The 16,227-nt window shown below is 64.2% G+C and carries 13 protein-coding genes; 8 read left to right on the top strand and 5 right to left on the bottom strand.

The window, feature by feature from the left end:
* Positions 1-17 precede the first annotated feature (17 nt).
* A complete protein-coding gene (locus tag CH291_RS11680; RefSeq protein ID WP_094638839.1) occupies positions 18-968 on the top strand; it encodes a helix-turn-helix domain-containing protein in 951 nt (316 codons plus the stop codon).
* A gap of 2 nt (positions 969-970) precedes the next feature.
* Here CH291_RS11680 and CH291_RS11675 read toward each other — a convergent pair whose 3' ends face one another.
* Positions 971-1,948 carry an alpha/beta hydrolase gene (locus tag CH291_RS11675; RefSeq protein WP_094687726.1) on the bottom strand — a complete coding sequence of 326 codons (978 nt, stop codon included), beginning with the start codon at positions 1,946-1,948 and terminating at the stop codon, positions 971-973.
* A 245-nt stretch (positions 1,949-2,193) separates the two neighbouring features.
* Between CH291_RS11675 and CH291_RS11670 the strand changes: the two genes are divergently transcribed.
* A complete protein-coding gene (locus CH291_RS11670; RefSeq protein ID WP_094668610.1) occupies positions 2,194-2,646 on the top strand; it encodes a MarR family winged helix-turn-helix transcriptional regulator in 453 nt (150 codons plus the stop codon).
* Entirely contained in the window at positions 2,643-3,029 is a 387-nt protein-coding gene (locus tag CH291_RS11665; protein WP_094687543.1) for a DUF5313 family protein, read from the top strand. The genes CH291_RS11670 and CH291_RS11665 overlap by 4 nt, the downstream gene beginning before the upstream one ends.
* On the opposite strand, the gene CH291_RS26545 is transcribed toward CH291_RS11665, so the two are convergent.
* Complete coding sequence (locus CH291_RS26545; protein ID WP_179276520.1) at positions 3,023-5,404, bottom strand: response regulator; 2,382 nt, start codon at positions 5,402-5,404, stop codon at positions 3,023-3,025. The genes CH291_RS11665 and CH291_RS26545 overlap by 7 nt on opposite strands.
* Before the next feature lie 122 nt (positions 5,405-5,526).
* On the opposite strand from CH291_RS26545, the gene glgX reads away from it, so the two are divergent.
* Positions 5,527-7,569 carry a glycogen debranching protein GlgX gene (glgX, locus tag CH291_RS11645; RefSeq protein WP_094687542.1) on the top strand — a complete coding sequence of 681 codons (2,043 nt, stop codon included), beginning with the start codon at positions 5,527-5,529 and terminating at the stop codon, positions 7,567-7,569.
* A gap of 60 nt (positions 7,570-7,629) precedes the next feature.
* On the opposite strand, the gene CH291_RS11640 is transcribed toward glgX, so the two are convergent.
* From CH291_RS11640 to CH291_RS11630, 3 genes are read right to left on the bottom strand one after another with little or no spacing between them, the layout of a single operon-like run.
* The gene (locus CH291_RS11640; RefSeq protein WP_094687541.1) at positions 7,630-9,336 is read right to left on the bottom strand and encodes a glycerol-3-phosphate dehydrogenase/oxidase; all 1,707 of its coding nucleotides are present in this window, start codon (positions 9,334-9,336) and stop codon (positions 7,630-7,632) included.
* On the bottom strand, positions 9,333-10,850 hold the full coding sequence (glpK, locus tag CH291_RS11635; protein ID WP_094687540.1) for a glycerol kinase GlpK: 1,518 nt from the start codon (positions 10,848-10,850) through the stop codon (positions 9,333-9,335). The genes CH291_RS11640 and glpK overlap by 4 nt, the downstream gene beginning before the upstream one ends.
* Positions 10,847-11,701 carry an MIP/aquaporin family protein gene (locus CH291_RS11630; protein WP_032379865.1) on the bottom strand — a complete coding sequence of 285 codons (855 nt, stop codon included), beginning with the start codon at positions 11,699-11,701 and terminating at the stop codon, positions 10,847-10,849. Before CH291_RS11630 ends, glpK begins: the two co-directional genes overlap by 4 nt.
* A gap of 122 nt (positions 11,702-11,823) precedes the next feature.
* On the opposite strand from CH291_RS11630, the gene CH291_RS11625 reads away from it, so the two are divergent.
* The 4 genes from CH291_RS11625 to CH291_RS11610 all read left to right on the top strand — a co-directional run bounded on the left by CH291_RS11625 (position 11,824) and on the right by CH291_RS11610 (position 16,172).
* Positions 11,824-12,807 carry a sugar-binding transcriptional regulator gene (locus CH291_RS11625; RefSeq protein WP_094638970.1) on the top strand — a complete coding sequence of 328 codons (984 nt, stop codon included), beginning with the start codon at positions 11,824-11,826 and terminating at the stop codon, positions 12,805-12,807.
* Between the two features lie 156 nt (positions 12,808-12,963).
* Positions 12,964-14,205 carry a DUF6745 domain-containing protein gene (locus CH291_RS11620; RefSeq protein ID WP_441347264.1) on the top strand — a complete coding sequence of 414 codons (1,242 nt, stop codon included), beginning with the start codon at positions 12,964-12,966 and terminating at the stop codon, positions 14,203-14,205.
* 48 nt (positions 14,206-14,253) lie between these two features.
* A complete protein-coding gene (locus tag CH291_RS11615) occupies positions 14,254-14,709 on the top strand; it encodes a hypothetical protein (protein WP_068054403.1) in 456 nt (151 codons plus the stop codon).
* 131 nt (positions 14,710-14,840) lie between these two features.
* Positions 14,841-16,172, top strand: a complete 1,332-nt coding sequence (locus tag CH291_RS11610; protein WP_094687539.1) for an MCE family protein — start codon at positions 14,841-14,843, stop codon at positions 16,170-16,172.
* Positions 16,173-16,227: the final 55 nt, after the last annotated feature.

Genomic DNA, 16,227 nt, shown 5'->3' with positions numbered 1-16,227 from the left:
GACGGGAGGTACCTGACATGGTCGATCCGCTGCGCACCGACTCCGTCGACCTGGCCGACAGCGTCGACTTCTGGACCGCTGCGGTGAGTCGGACGTACGTCGATCTAGAGTGCACGATTCCCGAGAACGCGTCGGCCATCACCGGGCATATCGAGTCGACCGGACTTGCGACCCTCGGATTGTCGCGAGTGTCTGCGACAGCTCAGACCGTCCTACGAACGCCCGCAGGTATCTCCCGAACCAGTGACGACTACTTTCTGGTCAGCGTCCAGACGTCGGGAACAGGGTTCGTCGTGCAAGACGACCGAACGGCGGTCCTGCAACCGGGAGATTTCGCGCTCTACGACACCACCCGGCCGTACAGTCTTCGCTTCGACGATCCGTTTGCCCAGTACGTGCTGATGCTCCCCGGCGCAACGCTGCGAACGCTCGTCCGCGACACGGGTTCACTGACCGCACGGGCGGTGTCCGGACGGCAAGGGGCCGGGAAACTGCTCGTGAGCATGATCTCGTCGATCATGGACGACGCCGACATGAGTACCGCGTCGGCCGAGGCCGTGTCGCAGAGCGTCGAGTACATCCTGGTCGCAGGCCTGGTCGGGCTGACCGGGGTCGAGAAGCCAGCACCGTATGCCGCGTCCGAGAGACTCGGCGAAATCAAGCGTGCGATGACGGCGCGGCTGCGAGATCCGGATCTGACCGTGACGGAAGTGGCGGCCTCCCTGCACTTGTCGCTGAGTACGGTGCATCGAGCGTTCGCCGGTGAGCCGTGTACCGCCAGTGAGTGGATCTGGATGCAGCGACTCGACGGCGTCAAACGGGCTCTGTGCGAGCCACAGAATGCTCGCACCACGATCGGCGCCCTGGCGGCATCGTGGGGATTCACCGACCCGGCGCACTTCAGCCGCGCCTTTCGGGCGCGCTTCGGGTGCACTCCCAAGGAGTTTCGCGACACCAACCGCGGGTGAGCTCAGATCCCGAGCGACCTGGCCAGTGTCGGCCAGCTCTTGGGCAGTTGTTCCACCCAGTAGGGCCAGGAGTGGGTTCCGGTTTCGGTGAAGTCGAACGTCGCGGGGATGTTCAGCAGACTCAGTCGATCCGCCAGTCGATGGGTGCAGTAGTTCGCGCCCACCTCGATGAGACCACCGACCACCACCACGTCGAGCGCCGACGCGCTGTCGAAACTTTCGTGGCGACCCGGCGCTCCCGTTCCCACCGAGACGTACACGTCGGTGCCGCGCAGGCTTTCGGCATTGACCACCGAATCATGTTGCGCCCAGGCAGGATCGAGAGGACCGCCCCACATGTTGTCGGCATTTCCGCCGAATGCTCCGACGATCGCGCGGATACTCGCCTGCCCCATCGGCTCCGAGGAGGCGAAACACCCGCTGTACGACGCCACCCCGGAGTAGACATCGGGGTTACGTGCGGCCAGCATCATGGCCGACTGTGCCCCCATCGACAGCCCGGCAATCGCGTTGCGTCCGTTGCCGTCCACGGCCGCGTCGATCAGCGGCGGAAGCTCCTCGGTCAGGAACGTTTCCCATTGATAGCGGCCGAGTTTCGGATCGTCTCGTTGCCAGTCGGTGTAGAAGCTGCCCGGTCCGGCGAGCGGCAGTACGACGTTGACGTTCTTGTCGGCGAAGAATTCCGCTGCTCCGCCCTTGCGGAGCCACATGCTGTTGTTCGGATCCTCTTCGCCGATTCCGCTGAGCATGTACAGCGTCGGCCGCGATCCGGTCTTCGCTGCCGGAGTCAGCACCTGCACGTCGACAACGGCCCCCATCGCAGGCGATTCGACGCTCAGCGTGCGCAGGGTGTCGGACGCGATCGACGTGTCGACAATCCGTGCCGCCGAGACAACAGGATCGGCGGAGACAACGCCGACCGAGGACACGGACAGCGCGGCGGCGACGGCGAACGTGGTGAAAATGCGTCGACGACGCATGGCGATCCTCTCGGGATGTGTCACAGGGGAACGGCGAATTGCATGCAGCATTGCACAGCAACCGACCGGATGGAACGCCGTACGAACATCCACCCGATTCGGACCGACCGGGACTCTGACAACACATCACCGCACGAGCATTCACCCTTCTTTGCAACGCTTTTCGGGCATCCAGTTCCGTATTCTGAGCATCGCTTCGTCCACTAATAGTTAGTGCACTAACCAATACTGGTAGCCTTGGCACCGTGACGACCACCGAAGATCCACTCGCGCTAGACCGCCAGGTCTGCTTCGCGCTCGCCGTCGCCAACCGCGCCGTGCTGTCGGTGTATCGGCCACTGCTCGAGCCGATGGGACTGACGCATCCGCAGTATCTGGTGATGCTGGCGCTGTGGGGCGAATCGCCGATGTCGGTCAAAGCCATCGGATCGGCCCTGCAACTCGACTCCCCCACCCTCTCGCCGCTTCTCAAGCGTCTGGAGTCGATGGGGTTGCTCACCCGCAATCGAAGCACCGAGGACGAGCGCGTTCTACTCGTCGCGCTCACCCCGGCCGGGGCCGCGCTTCGCAAGAAGGCCGAGAAGATTCCACCCACCGTCGTTTCGAAGCTCGGAGCGTCACTCGCCGAACTCGACGAACTACGACGCGTCCTCACCCGCGTGAACGACGCGGCCATCGCAGCAGGAGCACTGTCGTGAACACTCGTCCTACCCGCACCCGCCCGCGCTTCGGTCAGTGGCTGGGCTACGCCGTCCTCGGCCGCAAACTGCCTGACTCCATGCAGGATTGGGTTCGACGCGACTTCGTCGGCCCAGGAGCGACACCGCGTCACATCCTGCGGTCGATGATCCCGTTCCTGCCGATATTCATCGGATTCTTCGTTCTGTTTCCGGGAGCGATCTGGCTACGCGCGTCGATGGTGTTGCTCAGTTTGCTGCTCGCGCTGTTCTACACCGCCGCCTACATGGATCAGAATCGCGCTCGACGCCTCGAGATCCACGGGCTACCGGCCGATCTGAAGAGCCCGAAGAAGATGGCCGAGATGGAACGCGAGCGAGAGAACTACCGCCGCAATCACTGACGCTCTCGGTCGAGCCCGGCGGTGAAATCGTCGGCGATCATCGCCGCCAAGTCGCGGGTCTTGCGGTTGGTGTTCTGTGAGAGCTCGGTCAGTTGTGCGAAGGCAGCGTCCGCGTCGATGCGGTACACCGACATCAGGATTCCGACGGCTCGGCCGATGGACCCGCGGGTGTCGAGCGCAGTCCGTAGTGTCGCGGCCTCGTTGCCGCTTTCTTGGATCAGTTGTTCGCGCACGCGCGAGAGTTCGAGATGCACTCGAATTCGAGCCACCAGCTCTCGATCGTGGAACGGTTTGACGATGTAGTCGTCGGCCCCGCGCCCGAGCCCGTCGAGCACGAAGTCGGTTCCCGCTCGCGCGGTCAGCAGGATCACCGGCACCCGCTGCAAGGCGTCGTCGCGGCGGATCTCGTCCACGAGTTCCAGACCGCTGCGTCCGGGCAGCAGAACGTCGGAGAGCACGAGGCCCGGCATCGTCGATCGAGCGCTGTCGAGTGCGGTCTCGATGTCGCCTGCGGTGGTGACGGACCAGCCCTCGTCGGTCAGCAGGCGCACCAGGTAGTTGCGCATGTCGACGTTGTCCTCGACGAGAAGAATGTCCGCGCGCTCGGTGGTCATCGCCGCCGAGTCGCTCGCAGCGAAGATCGCCGACACCGAATCGGCGGGGGCGGCCGGCAGATCGACGGCTGCAGCCGCCTCGGCGGGTAGCCGCGGAACCACGACGGTGAAGGTACTGCCACGGCCCGCCTCGCTCTCGACGTCGATACGACCGCGCAAGACGGTGAGCAGGTCCGACACCAGCGCCAGTCCGATACCGGATCCTTCGATGCTGTGGGCACCCGATCGTTCGACTCGATGGAATCGATCGAAGATCAGCGGCAGGTCCTCCGCGGGGATCCCGAGGCCGGTATCCGCAACGACCAAGCGGACGACGTCGCTGTCGGTCCGCAGGCGCACGGAGATCCGACCGACCGGCGTGTATTTGACGGCGTTCGCGACGAGGTTGAACACGATCTTCGTCCACATCTCACCGTCGGTGAGGACGACGACGTCGTCGGCTACGTCGACCACGAGCTCGAGACCCTTGCCCGACGCCACCGCCTCGAACAGCGACGCGCAGTCACGCGTCACCGCTCCCAGGTCGGTGGGTTCGAGCCGGGGACGCAGCTGACCGGCATCGGCGCTGACCACGTCCAAGAGATCGTCGACCAGTCGACGCAACCGAGTCGACGCACGATGAACGACGTCCAACGACTCACGATCGACGTCGGTCAGCGTCGAGTCGACACTCTCGCGTACCGAATCCAACGGGCCGGCGAGCAAGGTCAGCGGCGTGCGGAACTCGTGTCCGACGTTCTCGAGCAGCCGCGTCTTCGCCTCGTCGGCTTCGGCGAGTGCCGCGACGCGTCGCCTCTCCATCTCGAAGGCATGCGAGGCGGTCAAGGCCGTGGACACCCGCTCGGCCACCGCGATCGAGAAGGACACGACGGAGTCGTCGCGGGCGCGAAATTCGTCGACGCCGACCAACAGGGCCCCGATGGGCTGAGCATGTCCCGCGAGCGTCAGCGGAACGATGACCGCCTGCGCGACGGATCCGGCAATCTCGACCGTCGAGCAGGGAACGCGTCCGTCGCACACGTCGAGAACGTGGGCAAGGTCCCAGGTCGCGTCGTCGCAGCCGAGTGCGCCCGAGGTCGCGATGTGATCGAGTTGCCCGTCTTCGGCGAGGTCGCGGCGCAGGTAGGCCGCGACGAGGGGAAACTCGCGGGCCTCGTCACCCAGAGTCTGGACCGCTGCGCGACAGATGCCTACCGGCCCCTCGGTGCCGTCACCGGTCAGTGAGCCCAGGGCGAGCAGCGCGTGCATGCGGCGTTCGCCGAGTACCTGCATCGTGACCTCGGTCGTGGCGACGAACACGCCGAGCACCGTCCGTCCGGCCCCGAAGATCGGGCTGTACGAGAAGGTCCAGTACGTCTCCTCGGGGTAGCCGAAGCGATTCATGACGAACAGCTGCCGAACGCCGTGCACGGGCTTGCGGTCCTCGACCACGTGGGTGCAGAGACCGCCGACGTCGTCCCATATCTCGGACCAGCTCTCGCTGGCCCGCTGACCTGCGGCCTGCGGAAACTTGTCCCCGAGAAAATCGGTGTACGTGTGGTTGAAGATCTGCACCAGATGCGGGCCCCACCAGATCAACATCGGGATCGTCGACGGCATGACGGTGCGGACGGCGGTCACCAACTCCTGCGGCCAACTCTCCACCGGCCCCAGATCGGTCGCCGTCCAGTCCAGTTCCCGGAATCGCGCGTCGGTGGCGTTGTCACCCGGGAACAGCTCGTCCAGCTGGGCCGAACTGCCATCGGGTTGTGGGGAATTCATCGCCTCGTCCTTCGTACTGTCGTTCCGCTCCAGTCCGGCGGGTGCGATCTCGGCATCAATACTAGCCGAACGACCGGTATGCAGGCGTTTCGCTGATCCCTCACGGGGGTACTGCCGCGAGCATGCCCCTCTCATCAAGTCTCCCGTACCCCTTGGGCGTCTCGCGTCTGTCGAACGACGGTGCCAACCTTGCCGTCTACTCCGAAACCGCGGACTCGGTGTCCGTGGTCGTGCTGAACGACGACGGAACAGAGCGCAGTACAACGCCGTTGACGCTGCGTACCGGCCACGTTTTTCACGATCTGGTTCCCGACGTGACGCCGGGTGCACGCTACGGACTGCGCGTCGACGGTCCATGGGATCCGGCGTCGGGGCTGCGGCACAACTCGGCGAAGCTGCTCCTCGACCCGTATGCCACCGCCATCACCGGTCAGGTCGACTGGAACGAATCGGTGTTCAGCCACCTCCACGCCGAGCCGGAGACCCGCAACGACGAGGACTCGGCCCCGCACATGCCGTATTCCGTTGCCGTGGAGTCGAACTTCGACTGGTCCGGCGACGAGTCACCGCGCACACCACTCGATCGCACGGTCGTCTACGAGGTACACGTCAAAGGTTTCACTGCCACCAATCCCGATGTGCCCGAGGATATTCGGGGAACCTACGCCGGTCTGGCGCACCCCGCCGCGATCGCTCATCTCAAGCGCATCGGCGTCACCGCGGTGGAGTTGCTGCCCATCCACCAGTTCGTTCAGGACTCGCATCTGCTCGAGGAGGGGCGGCGGAACTACTGGGGCTACAACTCCATCGGCTTCTTCGCACCGCACAACGAGTACAGCAGCAGCGGCGACACCGGCGGCCAGGTGGAAGAGTTCAAGGCATTGGTCAAGGCCATGCACGAGAACGGCATCGAGGTCATTCTCGACGTCGTCTACAACCACACCGCCGAGGGCAATCATCTCGGACCGACGCTCTCGCTCAAGGGAATCGACAACGGCTCGCACTACCGTCTGGTCGACGAGGACCGCAGCGCGTACTACGACACCACCGGCACCGGCAACAGCCTCAACGTCGGCCACCCCGCTGCCCTGGCACTGATCCTGGACTCGCTGCGCTACTGGGTGACGGAGATGCACGTCGACGGGTTCCGCTTCGACCTCGCCAGCACGTTGACGCGTCAGGACTCGGACCTGGACGTGCACAGCGCATTCCTGAGCCTGGTACACCAGGACCCGACGCTCGCGCCGGTCAAACTGATCGCCGAACCGTGGGACACCCAGGGCTACCAGGTGGGCGGCTTCCCGGCCCGCTGGTCCGAGTGGAACGGCAAGTTCCGCGACGACGTCCGTGACTTCTGGCGCGGAGAGAGCGGCGCGCTTCCGGCACTGGCTCAGCGCGTCACCGGCAGCCCGGACGTCTACGAGAGCACTCGTCGACCCACGTTGGCCAGCGTCAACTTCATCACCGCACACGACGGCTTCACATTGGCCGACTTGAACTCCTACGACGACAAGCACAACGAGGAGAACGGCGAGGACAGTCAGGACGGCGAGTCCGACAACCGTTCGTGGGGTTGCGGAGCCGAGGGCCCGACCGACGACGAGGGCGTCAACGCACTGCGGGCCCGTCAGCAGCGCAATCACCTTGCGACGCTGTTGCTCTCGGCCGGCGTGCCGATGATCCTCGGCGGCGACGAACTCGGCCGGACGCAGAACGGCAACAACAATGCCTACTGCCAGGACAACGAGGTCTCCTGGTTCGACTGGAGCACAGCCGATCAGGACCTCATCGACTTCACCACCCACTTGATCGCGCTACGCGACGAACACCCGGCTCTGCGCCCCACGTGGTTCCGCCACGACAGCGATTCCGACGAGGAAGGAGCCGGACCGGACACCGTCGACTTCTACCGCGCCGACGGCGAGAAGCTCTCCGACGAGGATTGGTCGGACGGCAATGCTCACAGCATTCTGGTCCTCATGCGTGCCGGTGAGTCCGATGCGTCGTTCGCGTGGATGGTCAACGCCTCGCCCGGCACCGTGGAATTCACTCTGCCGAAGGGACATTGGACTCAGTCGACCTCGAGCGACCCCGATCAGGCATACGAGGCAGGCGGACCGTCGATTTTGATTCGCGAACACTCGTTCACGTTGCTGCAGGGCTGACCCCGCAACAGCCGACAATGGCGGCAGTCCTCGTCACGAGAACTGCCGCCATTGTTCGTCTCAGCTCACCCCGGCGCGCACGTCCGGTGCTCCGAGCCGAGCTGCATCGGCGGTGTCGTCGTCGGGCTGCTCCTGCGAATCCCGTTCTGCCAGAACACGGAGCCGGTAGTGCTCGATTTCCTCGGCAACATGCTGATCGTCCCACCCGAGGATGGGTGCAACCAGACGAGCCACCTCGATGGCCGCCGCTTCACCACGATCGGGAACTTCGATCGAGATTCGGGTCCGACGGGTCAGAATGTCGTCGAGATGCTGCGCACCTTCGTGACTGGCCGCATAGACCACCTCTGCCTTCAAGTACTCCGGTGCACTCTCGAGAGGCTTGCCGAGCTCTGGATCGGCGTCGATCAAGTCCAGCAGCTCACCCATCAGAGTGCCGTACCGACCGAGCAGATGCTCGACGCGTGAGACGCGCATACCGGTGCGTTCGGCCGTCAGAGCGCGGGAGTTGTACGCGCCGAGGTAGCCGTCGGCACCGACGAGCGGAATGTCCTCGGTGACGCACTTCGGTACCGTGCGTTCGAGTCCGTGCACCGCGGAATCGACTGCGTCCTTGGCCATCACGCGATAGGTGGTGTACTTGCCACCGGCGATGACCGTCAGTCCGCGGACCGGGCTGGACACCGCATGTTCCCGGGAAAGGGTGCTGGTGGAATCGGATTCGCCGAACAGCAACGGGCGGAGTCCGGCATACACGCCGACGACGTCGGTGCGGTCCAACGGATCGGCGAGCAACTTGTTCACGTGGCCCAGGATGTAGTCGATGTCGCTCTGGCTCGCGGCCGGGTGAGCCAGGTCGAGCTTCCAGTCGGTATCGGTGGTCCCGATGATCCAATGACTACCCCACGGGATGACGAACAGCAGACTCTTCTCGGTCCGCGTGATGATGCCGGTGGCACTGTTGATGCGGTTGCGCGGCACCACCAGGTGCACCCCCTTGGAGGCGCGAACCTGGAATTGGCCACGGCCACCGACCATCTGCTGCACCTCGTCGGTCCACACCCCGGCGGCGTTGATGACCTGCTTGGCCCGCACCTCGAAGGAACGGCCCGTTTCCAGGTCGCTCGCCACGACGCCGACGACCTTGTCGTCCTCCCGAAGGAAGCCCGTGACGCGAGTGCTGTTGGCACACAATGCGCCGTAGGCGGCCGCGGTACGAGCGAGCATCATCGTGTGCCGAGCGTCGTCGACCTGGCCCTCGTAGAACTTCACCGCACCGCGGATCGCCGAGCGCTTGCCCGACGGGAAGGACTCGAGCGTCTTCTTCTTGCCGAGGTGCTTGTGGTGACTCGGGACGCCGCGTCCGGCACCCATGACGTCGTACACGCCGATGCCGAGCCCGACGTACGGACGGTCGATCACCTTCTCGAGCGGATAGATGAACGGCACCGGGCGAGCGAGGTGCGGACACAGCTTGTTCAGTACCAGCGAACGCTCCTTGAGCGCCTCGAACACCAACGCGAAGTTGAACTGCTCGAGGTAGCGCAAACCGCCGTGGAAGAGCTTGCTCGAGCGGCTGGACGTGCCGGCCGCGTAGTCACGCGCTTCGAGCAGACCCACTTTCAATCCGCGGGTCACGGCGTCCAGTGCAGTTCCGGCACCGACGACGCCGCCGCCGATCACCAGAATGTCGAGCTCTTCGGCTTCCATCCTCGCCAGCGCATCTGCGCGTGCCTGAGGACTCATGGCCGTTGTGGTGGAACTCATTCTTCATCAACCCAATCGAGAGTTCGTGTTACTGCCTTCTTCCAGCCGGCGTACAACTTCGCCCGCTGGTCTTCGTCCATGGACGGGGTCCATGTCTTGTCCTCGGCCCAGTTCTGGCGAATGTCGTCTTCGCTCTCCCAATAGCCTACGGCCAGTCCGGCGGCGTAAGCCGCTCCGAGAGCAGTGGTTTCGGCCACGACGGGACGGACCACGTCCACGTTCAGGATGTCGGACTGGAACTGCATCAGCAGTTCGTTGACCACCATGCCGCCGTCGACCTTGAGCACCTCGAGATCGACACCGGAGTCGGCGTTCATGGCCTCGATCACCTCACGCGTCTGATACGCGGTGGCTTCGAGGACGGCACGCGCCAGGTGCCCCTTGTTGACGAAGCGCGTCAATCCCACGATGGCACCGCGGGCGTCCGATCGCCAGTGCGGGGCGAACAGGCCGGAGAAGGCGGGGACGAAGTAGGCACCGCCGTTGTCGTCCACCGACCGTGCGTCGGTCTCGATGTCCGCGGCCGAGGAGATCATGCCCAGGTTGTCGCGCAGCCACTGCACCAACGAGCCCGTCACGGCGATGGAACCTTCGAGCGCGTACACCGTCGGCTGGTCGCCGATCTTGTAGCAGACCGTGGTCAGCAGACCGTTCTTGCTCATCACCTTTTCGGTACCGGTGTTGAGAAGCACGAAATTGCCTGTGCCGTAGGTGTTCTTGGCTTCACCGGGAGACAGGCAGGCCTGCCCGAAGGTCGCTGCCTGCTGATCGCCGAGGATTCCGGCGATCGGCACTCCACTGAACGGTCCGCGCTCACGGCCGGTTCCGTACACCTCGGAGCTCGAGCGGATCTCGGGCAGCATCGACATCGGAATGCCCATGTCTGCACAGATGCTCTCGTCCCACTGCAGGGAGTCGAGATCCATCAGCAGGGTGCGTGAGGCGTTGGTCGGATCCGTGTAATGCAACCCGCCGTCGACACCGCCGGTCATGTTCCACAGCACCCAGGTGTCCATGTTTCCGAAACACAGTTCTCCCGCTTCGGCTTTCGCCCGTGCACCGTCGACGTTGTCGAGGATCCACTTGATCTTGGGGCCGGAGAAGTAGGTGGCCAGGGGCAGACCGGTCTTGGCGGTGTACTTGTTGGCATCGCCCCCGCCCAGCGCGGTGGCGATGCGATCGGTACGGGTGTCCTGCCAGACGATGGCGTTGTAGATCGGCTTGCCCGTTGCGCGATCCCACACCAGCGCCGTCTCGCGCTGGTTGGTGATTCCCACGGCGGCGATGTCCTCGCGCGTCAGATCCGCTGCGGCCATGGCACCGGCCGCGACGGCGCGCACGTTGTCCCAGATCTCCGACGCGTCGTGCTCGACCCAACCGGCCTGCGGAAAGATCTGCTGGTGTTCCTTCTGATCGACCGCGACGACGGTGCCCGCGTGATCGAAGATCATGCAGCGTGAAGACGTGGTTCCCTGATCGATCGCGGCGACGTACTTTCCTGCGAACTCGGTCATGGCTTCTCTCCTGTGGTCTGGGTGTCTGCTGGGAGTCGTGATGGCGGCTCGGGCGTCGAACCTTCTTGTTTGCGTAGGTTCTTTCCGATGAGCAGGTCGTACAGGAACACTCCTATCGGTCCGCCTACGAGAGGTCCGACGATCGGGACCCAGAAGTACAGGCCGCCGTATTGATCTCGCCAGGCTCCACCGTATCCGGTGATGTACGACGCCAGGCGAGGTCCGAAATCTCGGGCCGGATTGATCGCGTAGCCGGCGTTGGTGGCCCACGCGAAACCGATGGCGACGACGATGAGGCCGACGATCAGCGGTGCCATGTTGGCCATCGGCGCGGTGCCGAGCGAATCGGTCACGGCCACAATGAGGAACAGCAGGATCGCGGTGCCGATGATCTGGTCGATCAGCGCCGAGGACACGCTGACCGGCAGAGTTCCGTTACCGGGAAGCGTCGAGAAGATCGTCTGGGTGGCGGTGGTGTGGCCGGGGTCCACTGCGTTGATCATGTCGTTGTAGTTCCAGCGCACCAGCAGTGCGGCCACGAAGGCACCTGCGGTCTGCGCGAGGATGTACGGCGCAACCATCTTCCAGCTGAATCCGCGGAAGAGTGCGAACGTGATCGTGACCGCGGGATTGAGGTGCGCGCCGGTGATCCGACCCGCGACGTAGATGCCGAACATCACGCCGAGCCCCCAGGCCCAGGCGATCGAGTCGTGGTCTCCGAGACTTCCCGATTCACCGCCCGAGACGACCTGCGCGACGACGCCGACGCCGAACAGAATGAGAATCATGGTTCCGGCGAACTCGGCAGCCATGTGCGCCGGCAGTCCCCATTCCGGTTCCTTACGAGCCATTGTGTAGCCTCCGCAAAGTTGGTGATGCACGCCACATTGCGTGCTGTTTGCCACGGTAGACGGCCTGCACTGCGTTGCACAGCTGATGCACATATGTGCAAAGCGGTCGTACACTGGCGATGGTGACGGACCAACGCATCGCACCCGAATCGGATCTGCGGACCGGCCATGCCACCCAGGCAGCGCGCCTCTACTACTTCCAGGACATGACGATGGCGGCGATCGGTCGTGAGCTGGGCGTATCTCGTTCGACGGTCTCCCGGCTCATCACGTTCGCGCGGGCATCGGGACTGGTGGAAATCAAGATCTCCACCCCTTTGGGTCAGGCACCACGAATCGAGCGGGCTTTCGCCGACCTGTACGACATTCGTGCACATGTCGTCCCCGTATCGGAAACCGTCGACGAATTGCAGCGCCTCGACCGCGTCGCCACCTTCGCAGGCCGATTGCTGACGTCGTTCTTCGAGTCCGACATGGTGATGGGCGTCGCGTGGGGAACCACCGTCAGCGCCGTCAGTCGCAAGCTCGCACCCAAACGAACCCATAACTCGACCGTCGTGCAGCTCAACGGCGCAGCGAACACCCGCACCACCGGGGTCTCCTACGCCACCGACATCGTCCGAACCTTCGCCGACGCCTACGGCGCTGTGGCGCAGGGCTTTCCGGTTCCCGCGTTCTTCGACTACCCCGAAACCCGCCGACACCTGTGGCGCGAGCGGAGCATCAAGCGAGTACTCGAACTGCAGGACCGGATGAACCTCGCCGTGTTCAGCATCGGCGTCATGAGCAGTGCGGTTCCGAGTCACGTCTACAGCGCCGGCTATCTCGAGCGCGAGGATCGAGCCGAGCTACAGCGCGACGGCGTCGTCGGAGACATTGCCACCGTCTTCCTGCGCTCCGACGGCAGCCACGATCGAATTGCGTTGAACGACAGATCGAGTGGACCGAGCCTGGACCGACTCAAGGTGGTGCCACGCCGAGTCTGCATCGTCGCCGGGGCGTCGAAACTCGATGCCCTCACCGCCGCGCTGCGCGGCGGATTGATCACCGACCTCGTCATCGACGACATCAGCGCGGCCCAGTTGATTCTCCGCTCGCGCGGCTGACCCACGTGAGCGGGTAGGAGTGGAGCCTGCAGGAACGACCAAAAGACACCTCGACCCCTGTTACGAAGTTTCGTGCACGTGCGCCTTGCGCTCAGTGGATTCTCGTGTCACTCTTTTCTTCATGACAACCGGAAAGGCGGACACCGCCTCCCTCACGTGAGCGCCGTGCCGATGCCGTCGACATTTCCCCGTCGCGGCACATTCAGTGACAATCCCGAAGATTATGCCGAGAGCATTCGCGCAATCTGCGCGCAACGCGATCGATGGCTCGCCTACGGCCTGAAGGCCGGCCCCTCCGACAGAACAGCCGCGGAATCGGCTGTGGCACAACTGTATCGAAGATCGGGGCGTCCTGAGCCGAAATTCTCATGGGTGGCATCCCCTGTAGCCGCCGCGGAATTCATGACATCTCGACCGATAGCGGACAGCGCAGGTGCAGGCTCCCTCATCGCAACACTGCTGTCGAGTTCACGCCGACGAATGGACCAGCGAATCGATCGGCGACAGATCGAATGGCCACAGCAGTACTACTACTCCGACAACAATGCACAGCGTGATCTGCAGGCGCGTATCGATGTCGCACGCCGTTCACCGACAGACGCGGCCCGCGCCGACATCAGTCCCGATCCGATCATTCGCCGAACCGTACGAAAGTCTCTGCACACCAGCCTCTTCGACGGAGTGGCCACGGCTGTCCGAACCCTCGCTCCGCGCCCCTTCGGCACCGTCAGCTGGTACGGACAACAAGAAGCCCATCGCGTCGCCTACTACGACACCTATCGCTCTTTCGGCCTCATGACGTTCGGCCGCGAGGACAACGAGCTTCTCGACATTCAATCCGCCCTCATCGAGTCGACGGGATGGTGGTGGGCGTTCGACGACATCGCAGTGATGTCAGAACGGCCGACGGCTCTGCACACCGAACCGATTCCCGATCCGGTGCACGGCGAAGTGCGACTGCATCATTCGACCTCCCCCGCGGTGGAGTTCGGCGACGGCAGCGGTGTCCATGTCCTCAACGGGACGGTGATTCCCGCTTGGGTGATCCACGATCCGACCGTCGAACGCATAACCGTCGAACGCAACGTCGAGATCCGGCGAAGCGCCATCGAACGGATCGGCTGGGATTCGTATCTGGACCAGGCCGGTTTACGACTGATCGACACCGACGACGACCCGGGTAACCCCGGCTGCATCCTGCAACTGTTCGCCACCCCCGCAGGATGGGGCGACGAGGGTCGAATACTGCTTGCCGTCAACGGTTCTCGCGAACGGGACGGGGAGCGCCGACGCTACGGGCTTCGCGTTCCCGGCGCGTTCTCGTCCGCGGTCGACGCCGCGGGCTGGACCTACGGTCTGGCCGGAGCCGATTACGGCCGACTACTCCGCAGAACCTGACCCCACACCCCGACCACACACCCTTACAACACACCCAAGGTGACAAACATGAACTCGAACATCACGCTGTCTGCACTGACCGACCTCACCGGCCTCGACGTATTCGACTATCTCGACAAGGAGATCTCCGTGCCCGTCATCGACGGCCTGCAAGCCCAAGGCGATCTGATCGTCGTACCGTACGTACTGCTCGACGGCATAGTCGTCCCCACCGAGCAGACCCGTCGCGAGGATGTGCCCTTGACGGGAATCGAACTGTTGCGCAGCGCTGCGGGCGGCAACCCGCACAGCCTGGTCGCCGACGGCGGCATCTGCACGTGGCTCAGTCCCGTCCACGACGTCCGAGGTCTCGCCCTGGGAATTCTGGCCAACTCGCAGACGGCGTACCTCATTCACCCCGAACACGGAGCCACCGGAATCGCTCCCGGTCGATATGTCATCGGCCGTCAGCGTGAAGGCGGACAGGGCGGTTGGTTCCATGCACCTCAGTTGATCGCCGACTGAGAGCCAGTGGCTCGCATCACATTGTTGCCGAAGTGCTAGGTCCATCTCACAAAGCAATTTTCGGTAGTAAGTGTGACGTTGTGTACCACTAAGGTTCGCGACATGACTGCTGTCGTCGTTGCGACTCATCCATGACCGGATCCCCCTCACCGGTCCAGAACCGACTCCTCGGAATCGGTCTCGTCGTACTCATCGTCATGTTCGTCGGGTGGAGCGTCACCTCGTACAACAAGACGTTCAAGGACGTCGTGACGGTCTCCCTCGAGACCGATTCCGTCGGTAACGCGCTTCCCCGCAACGCAGACGTCAAGGTTCGCGGCATGATCGTCGGCGAAGTGCGATCGGCGACGACGGCCGGTGGCGTCGTGACCTCGGAGTTGGCCATCGAACCGGACATGGCCGAGATGATTCCGTCGAACGCCACCGCGCGACTGCTGCCGAAGACACTGTTCGGCGAGCGGTACGTCGCGTTGGAGTTGCCGGACGGCAGGCCCGGGTCGCCGATCACCGAGGGCACGGTGTTGAAGCAGGATCGCAGCGGCAACGCCATCGAGGTCGGACAGGTGCTCGACGGCCTGTTGCCGCTGCTCCAGGCCGTGCCGCCGGAGGATCTGTCGAACACCCTCGGTGCGCTGGCACAGGGTCTGAGCGGTCGCGGCGAGGAACTCGGCCTCACGATCGACCGACTCGAGAACATATTTGCCGGGCTCAACACCGAGCTTCCGGCCATCCAGGAGGACCTGCGCGGACTCGCCGACTTCTCGCAGACCTACGCCGACGCGGCACCCGAACTGATCGACGCGCTCGACAACCTGCGGACCACCGGCAACACCGTCGTCGAGAAGCGCCCGGCACTCGAAACGCTGTACTCCTCGGTCACGTCGGCCTCGAGCACGACTACTGACTTCCTCGACGCCAACTCCGCCGACATCATCGGACTGGCCGCGAACTCACGCGAGGCGCTCCAGGTGTTCGCCGAGTTCTCCCCGGCTGTCGGCTGCACCGTTGCCCAATTCGCCGAGGGTGCCAGACGCGGCCGAATCGTCACCGGCGTCGGCGACGAGTATCCCGGCATCAACGTCTCGATGCCCTTCGTCAACCCGAAGGGGCGGTACCTGCCGAACCAGGACGAACCGCGACTGTTCGAGCAGAACCGGCCCCCGAGCTGCCCCAGCCCCCTCGACCGTTCGGCGGGCGAATACTTCCCGCAGTACCCGGGCGGCTCCCCCAACGACGGCTCGTACCAGGTGCCGTCGAGAAACCCCGGGCAGCAGGACCTTCCGTCACTTCCGGCTCCGCAGCTCTCCCCCGTACCGGCTTCGTACGCGAACTCGGTCACCGAGCAACAGACCTTGGCCGTCGTCTACGGCGGGGCCACTGGAATCGAGCCCGACGCAGTGCCGTCCTGGACCACGACGGTCGGCGCTCCCGCACTCAGAGGAACGCAGGTCACGTTCAGGTAGGACCTACTGATTGAATGGACCGAAGACCCCGTCGACGAGCGCGGCGGGTAACGAT

The organism is Rhodococcus sp. 14-1411-2a (assembly GCF_002259485.1).
GTDB lineage: Bacteria > Actinomycetota > Actinomycetes > Mycobacteriales > Mycobacteriaceae > Rhodococcoides.
Note: the sequence above shows the minus strand (reverse complement) of the source record. Positions and strands in the feature narration are given on the sequence as shown.

Coding starts and splice junctions, on each gene's coding strand:
- CH291_RS11615 (WP_068054403.1), top strand. CDS start 14,254: ATGAACTCGAACATCACGCTGTCTGCACTGACCGACCTCACCGGCCTC.
- CH291_RS11610 (WP_094687539.1), top strand. CDS start 14,841: ATGACCGGATCCCCCTCACCGGTCCAGAACCGACTCCTCGGAATCGGT.
- CH291_RS11675 (WP_094687726.1), bottom strand. CDS start 1,948: ATGCGTCGTCGACGCATTTTCACCACGTTCGCCGTCGCCGCCGCGCTG.
- CH291_RS11680 (WP_094638839.1), top strand. CDS start 18: ATGGTCGATCCGCTGCGCACCGACTCCGTCGACCTGGCCGACAGCGTC.
- CH291_RS11630 (WP_032379865.1), bottom strand. CDS start 11,701: ATGGCTCGTAAGGAACCGGAATGGGGACTGCCGGCGCACATGGCTGCC.
- glgX (WP_094687542.1), top strand. CDS start 5,527: ATGCCCCTCTCATCAAGTCTCCCGTACCCCTTGGGCGTCTCGCGTCTG.
- CH291_RS11640 (WP_094687541.1), bottom strand. CDS start 9,336: ATGAGTTCCACCACAACGGCCATGAGTCCTCAGGCACGCGCAGATGCG.
- glpK (WP_094687540.1), bottom strand. CDS start 10,850: ATGACCGAGTTCGCAGGAAAGTACGTCGCCGCGATCGATCAGGGAACC.
- CH291_RS26545 (WP_179276520.1), bottom strand. CDS start 5,404: ATGAATTCCCCACAACCCGATGGCAGTTCGGCCCAGCTGGACGAGCTG.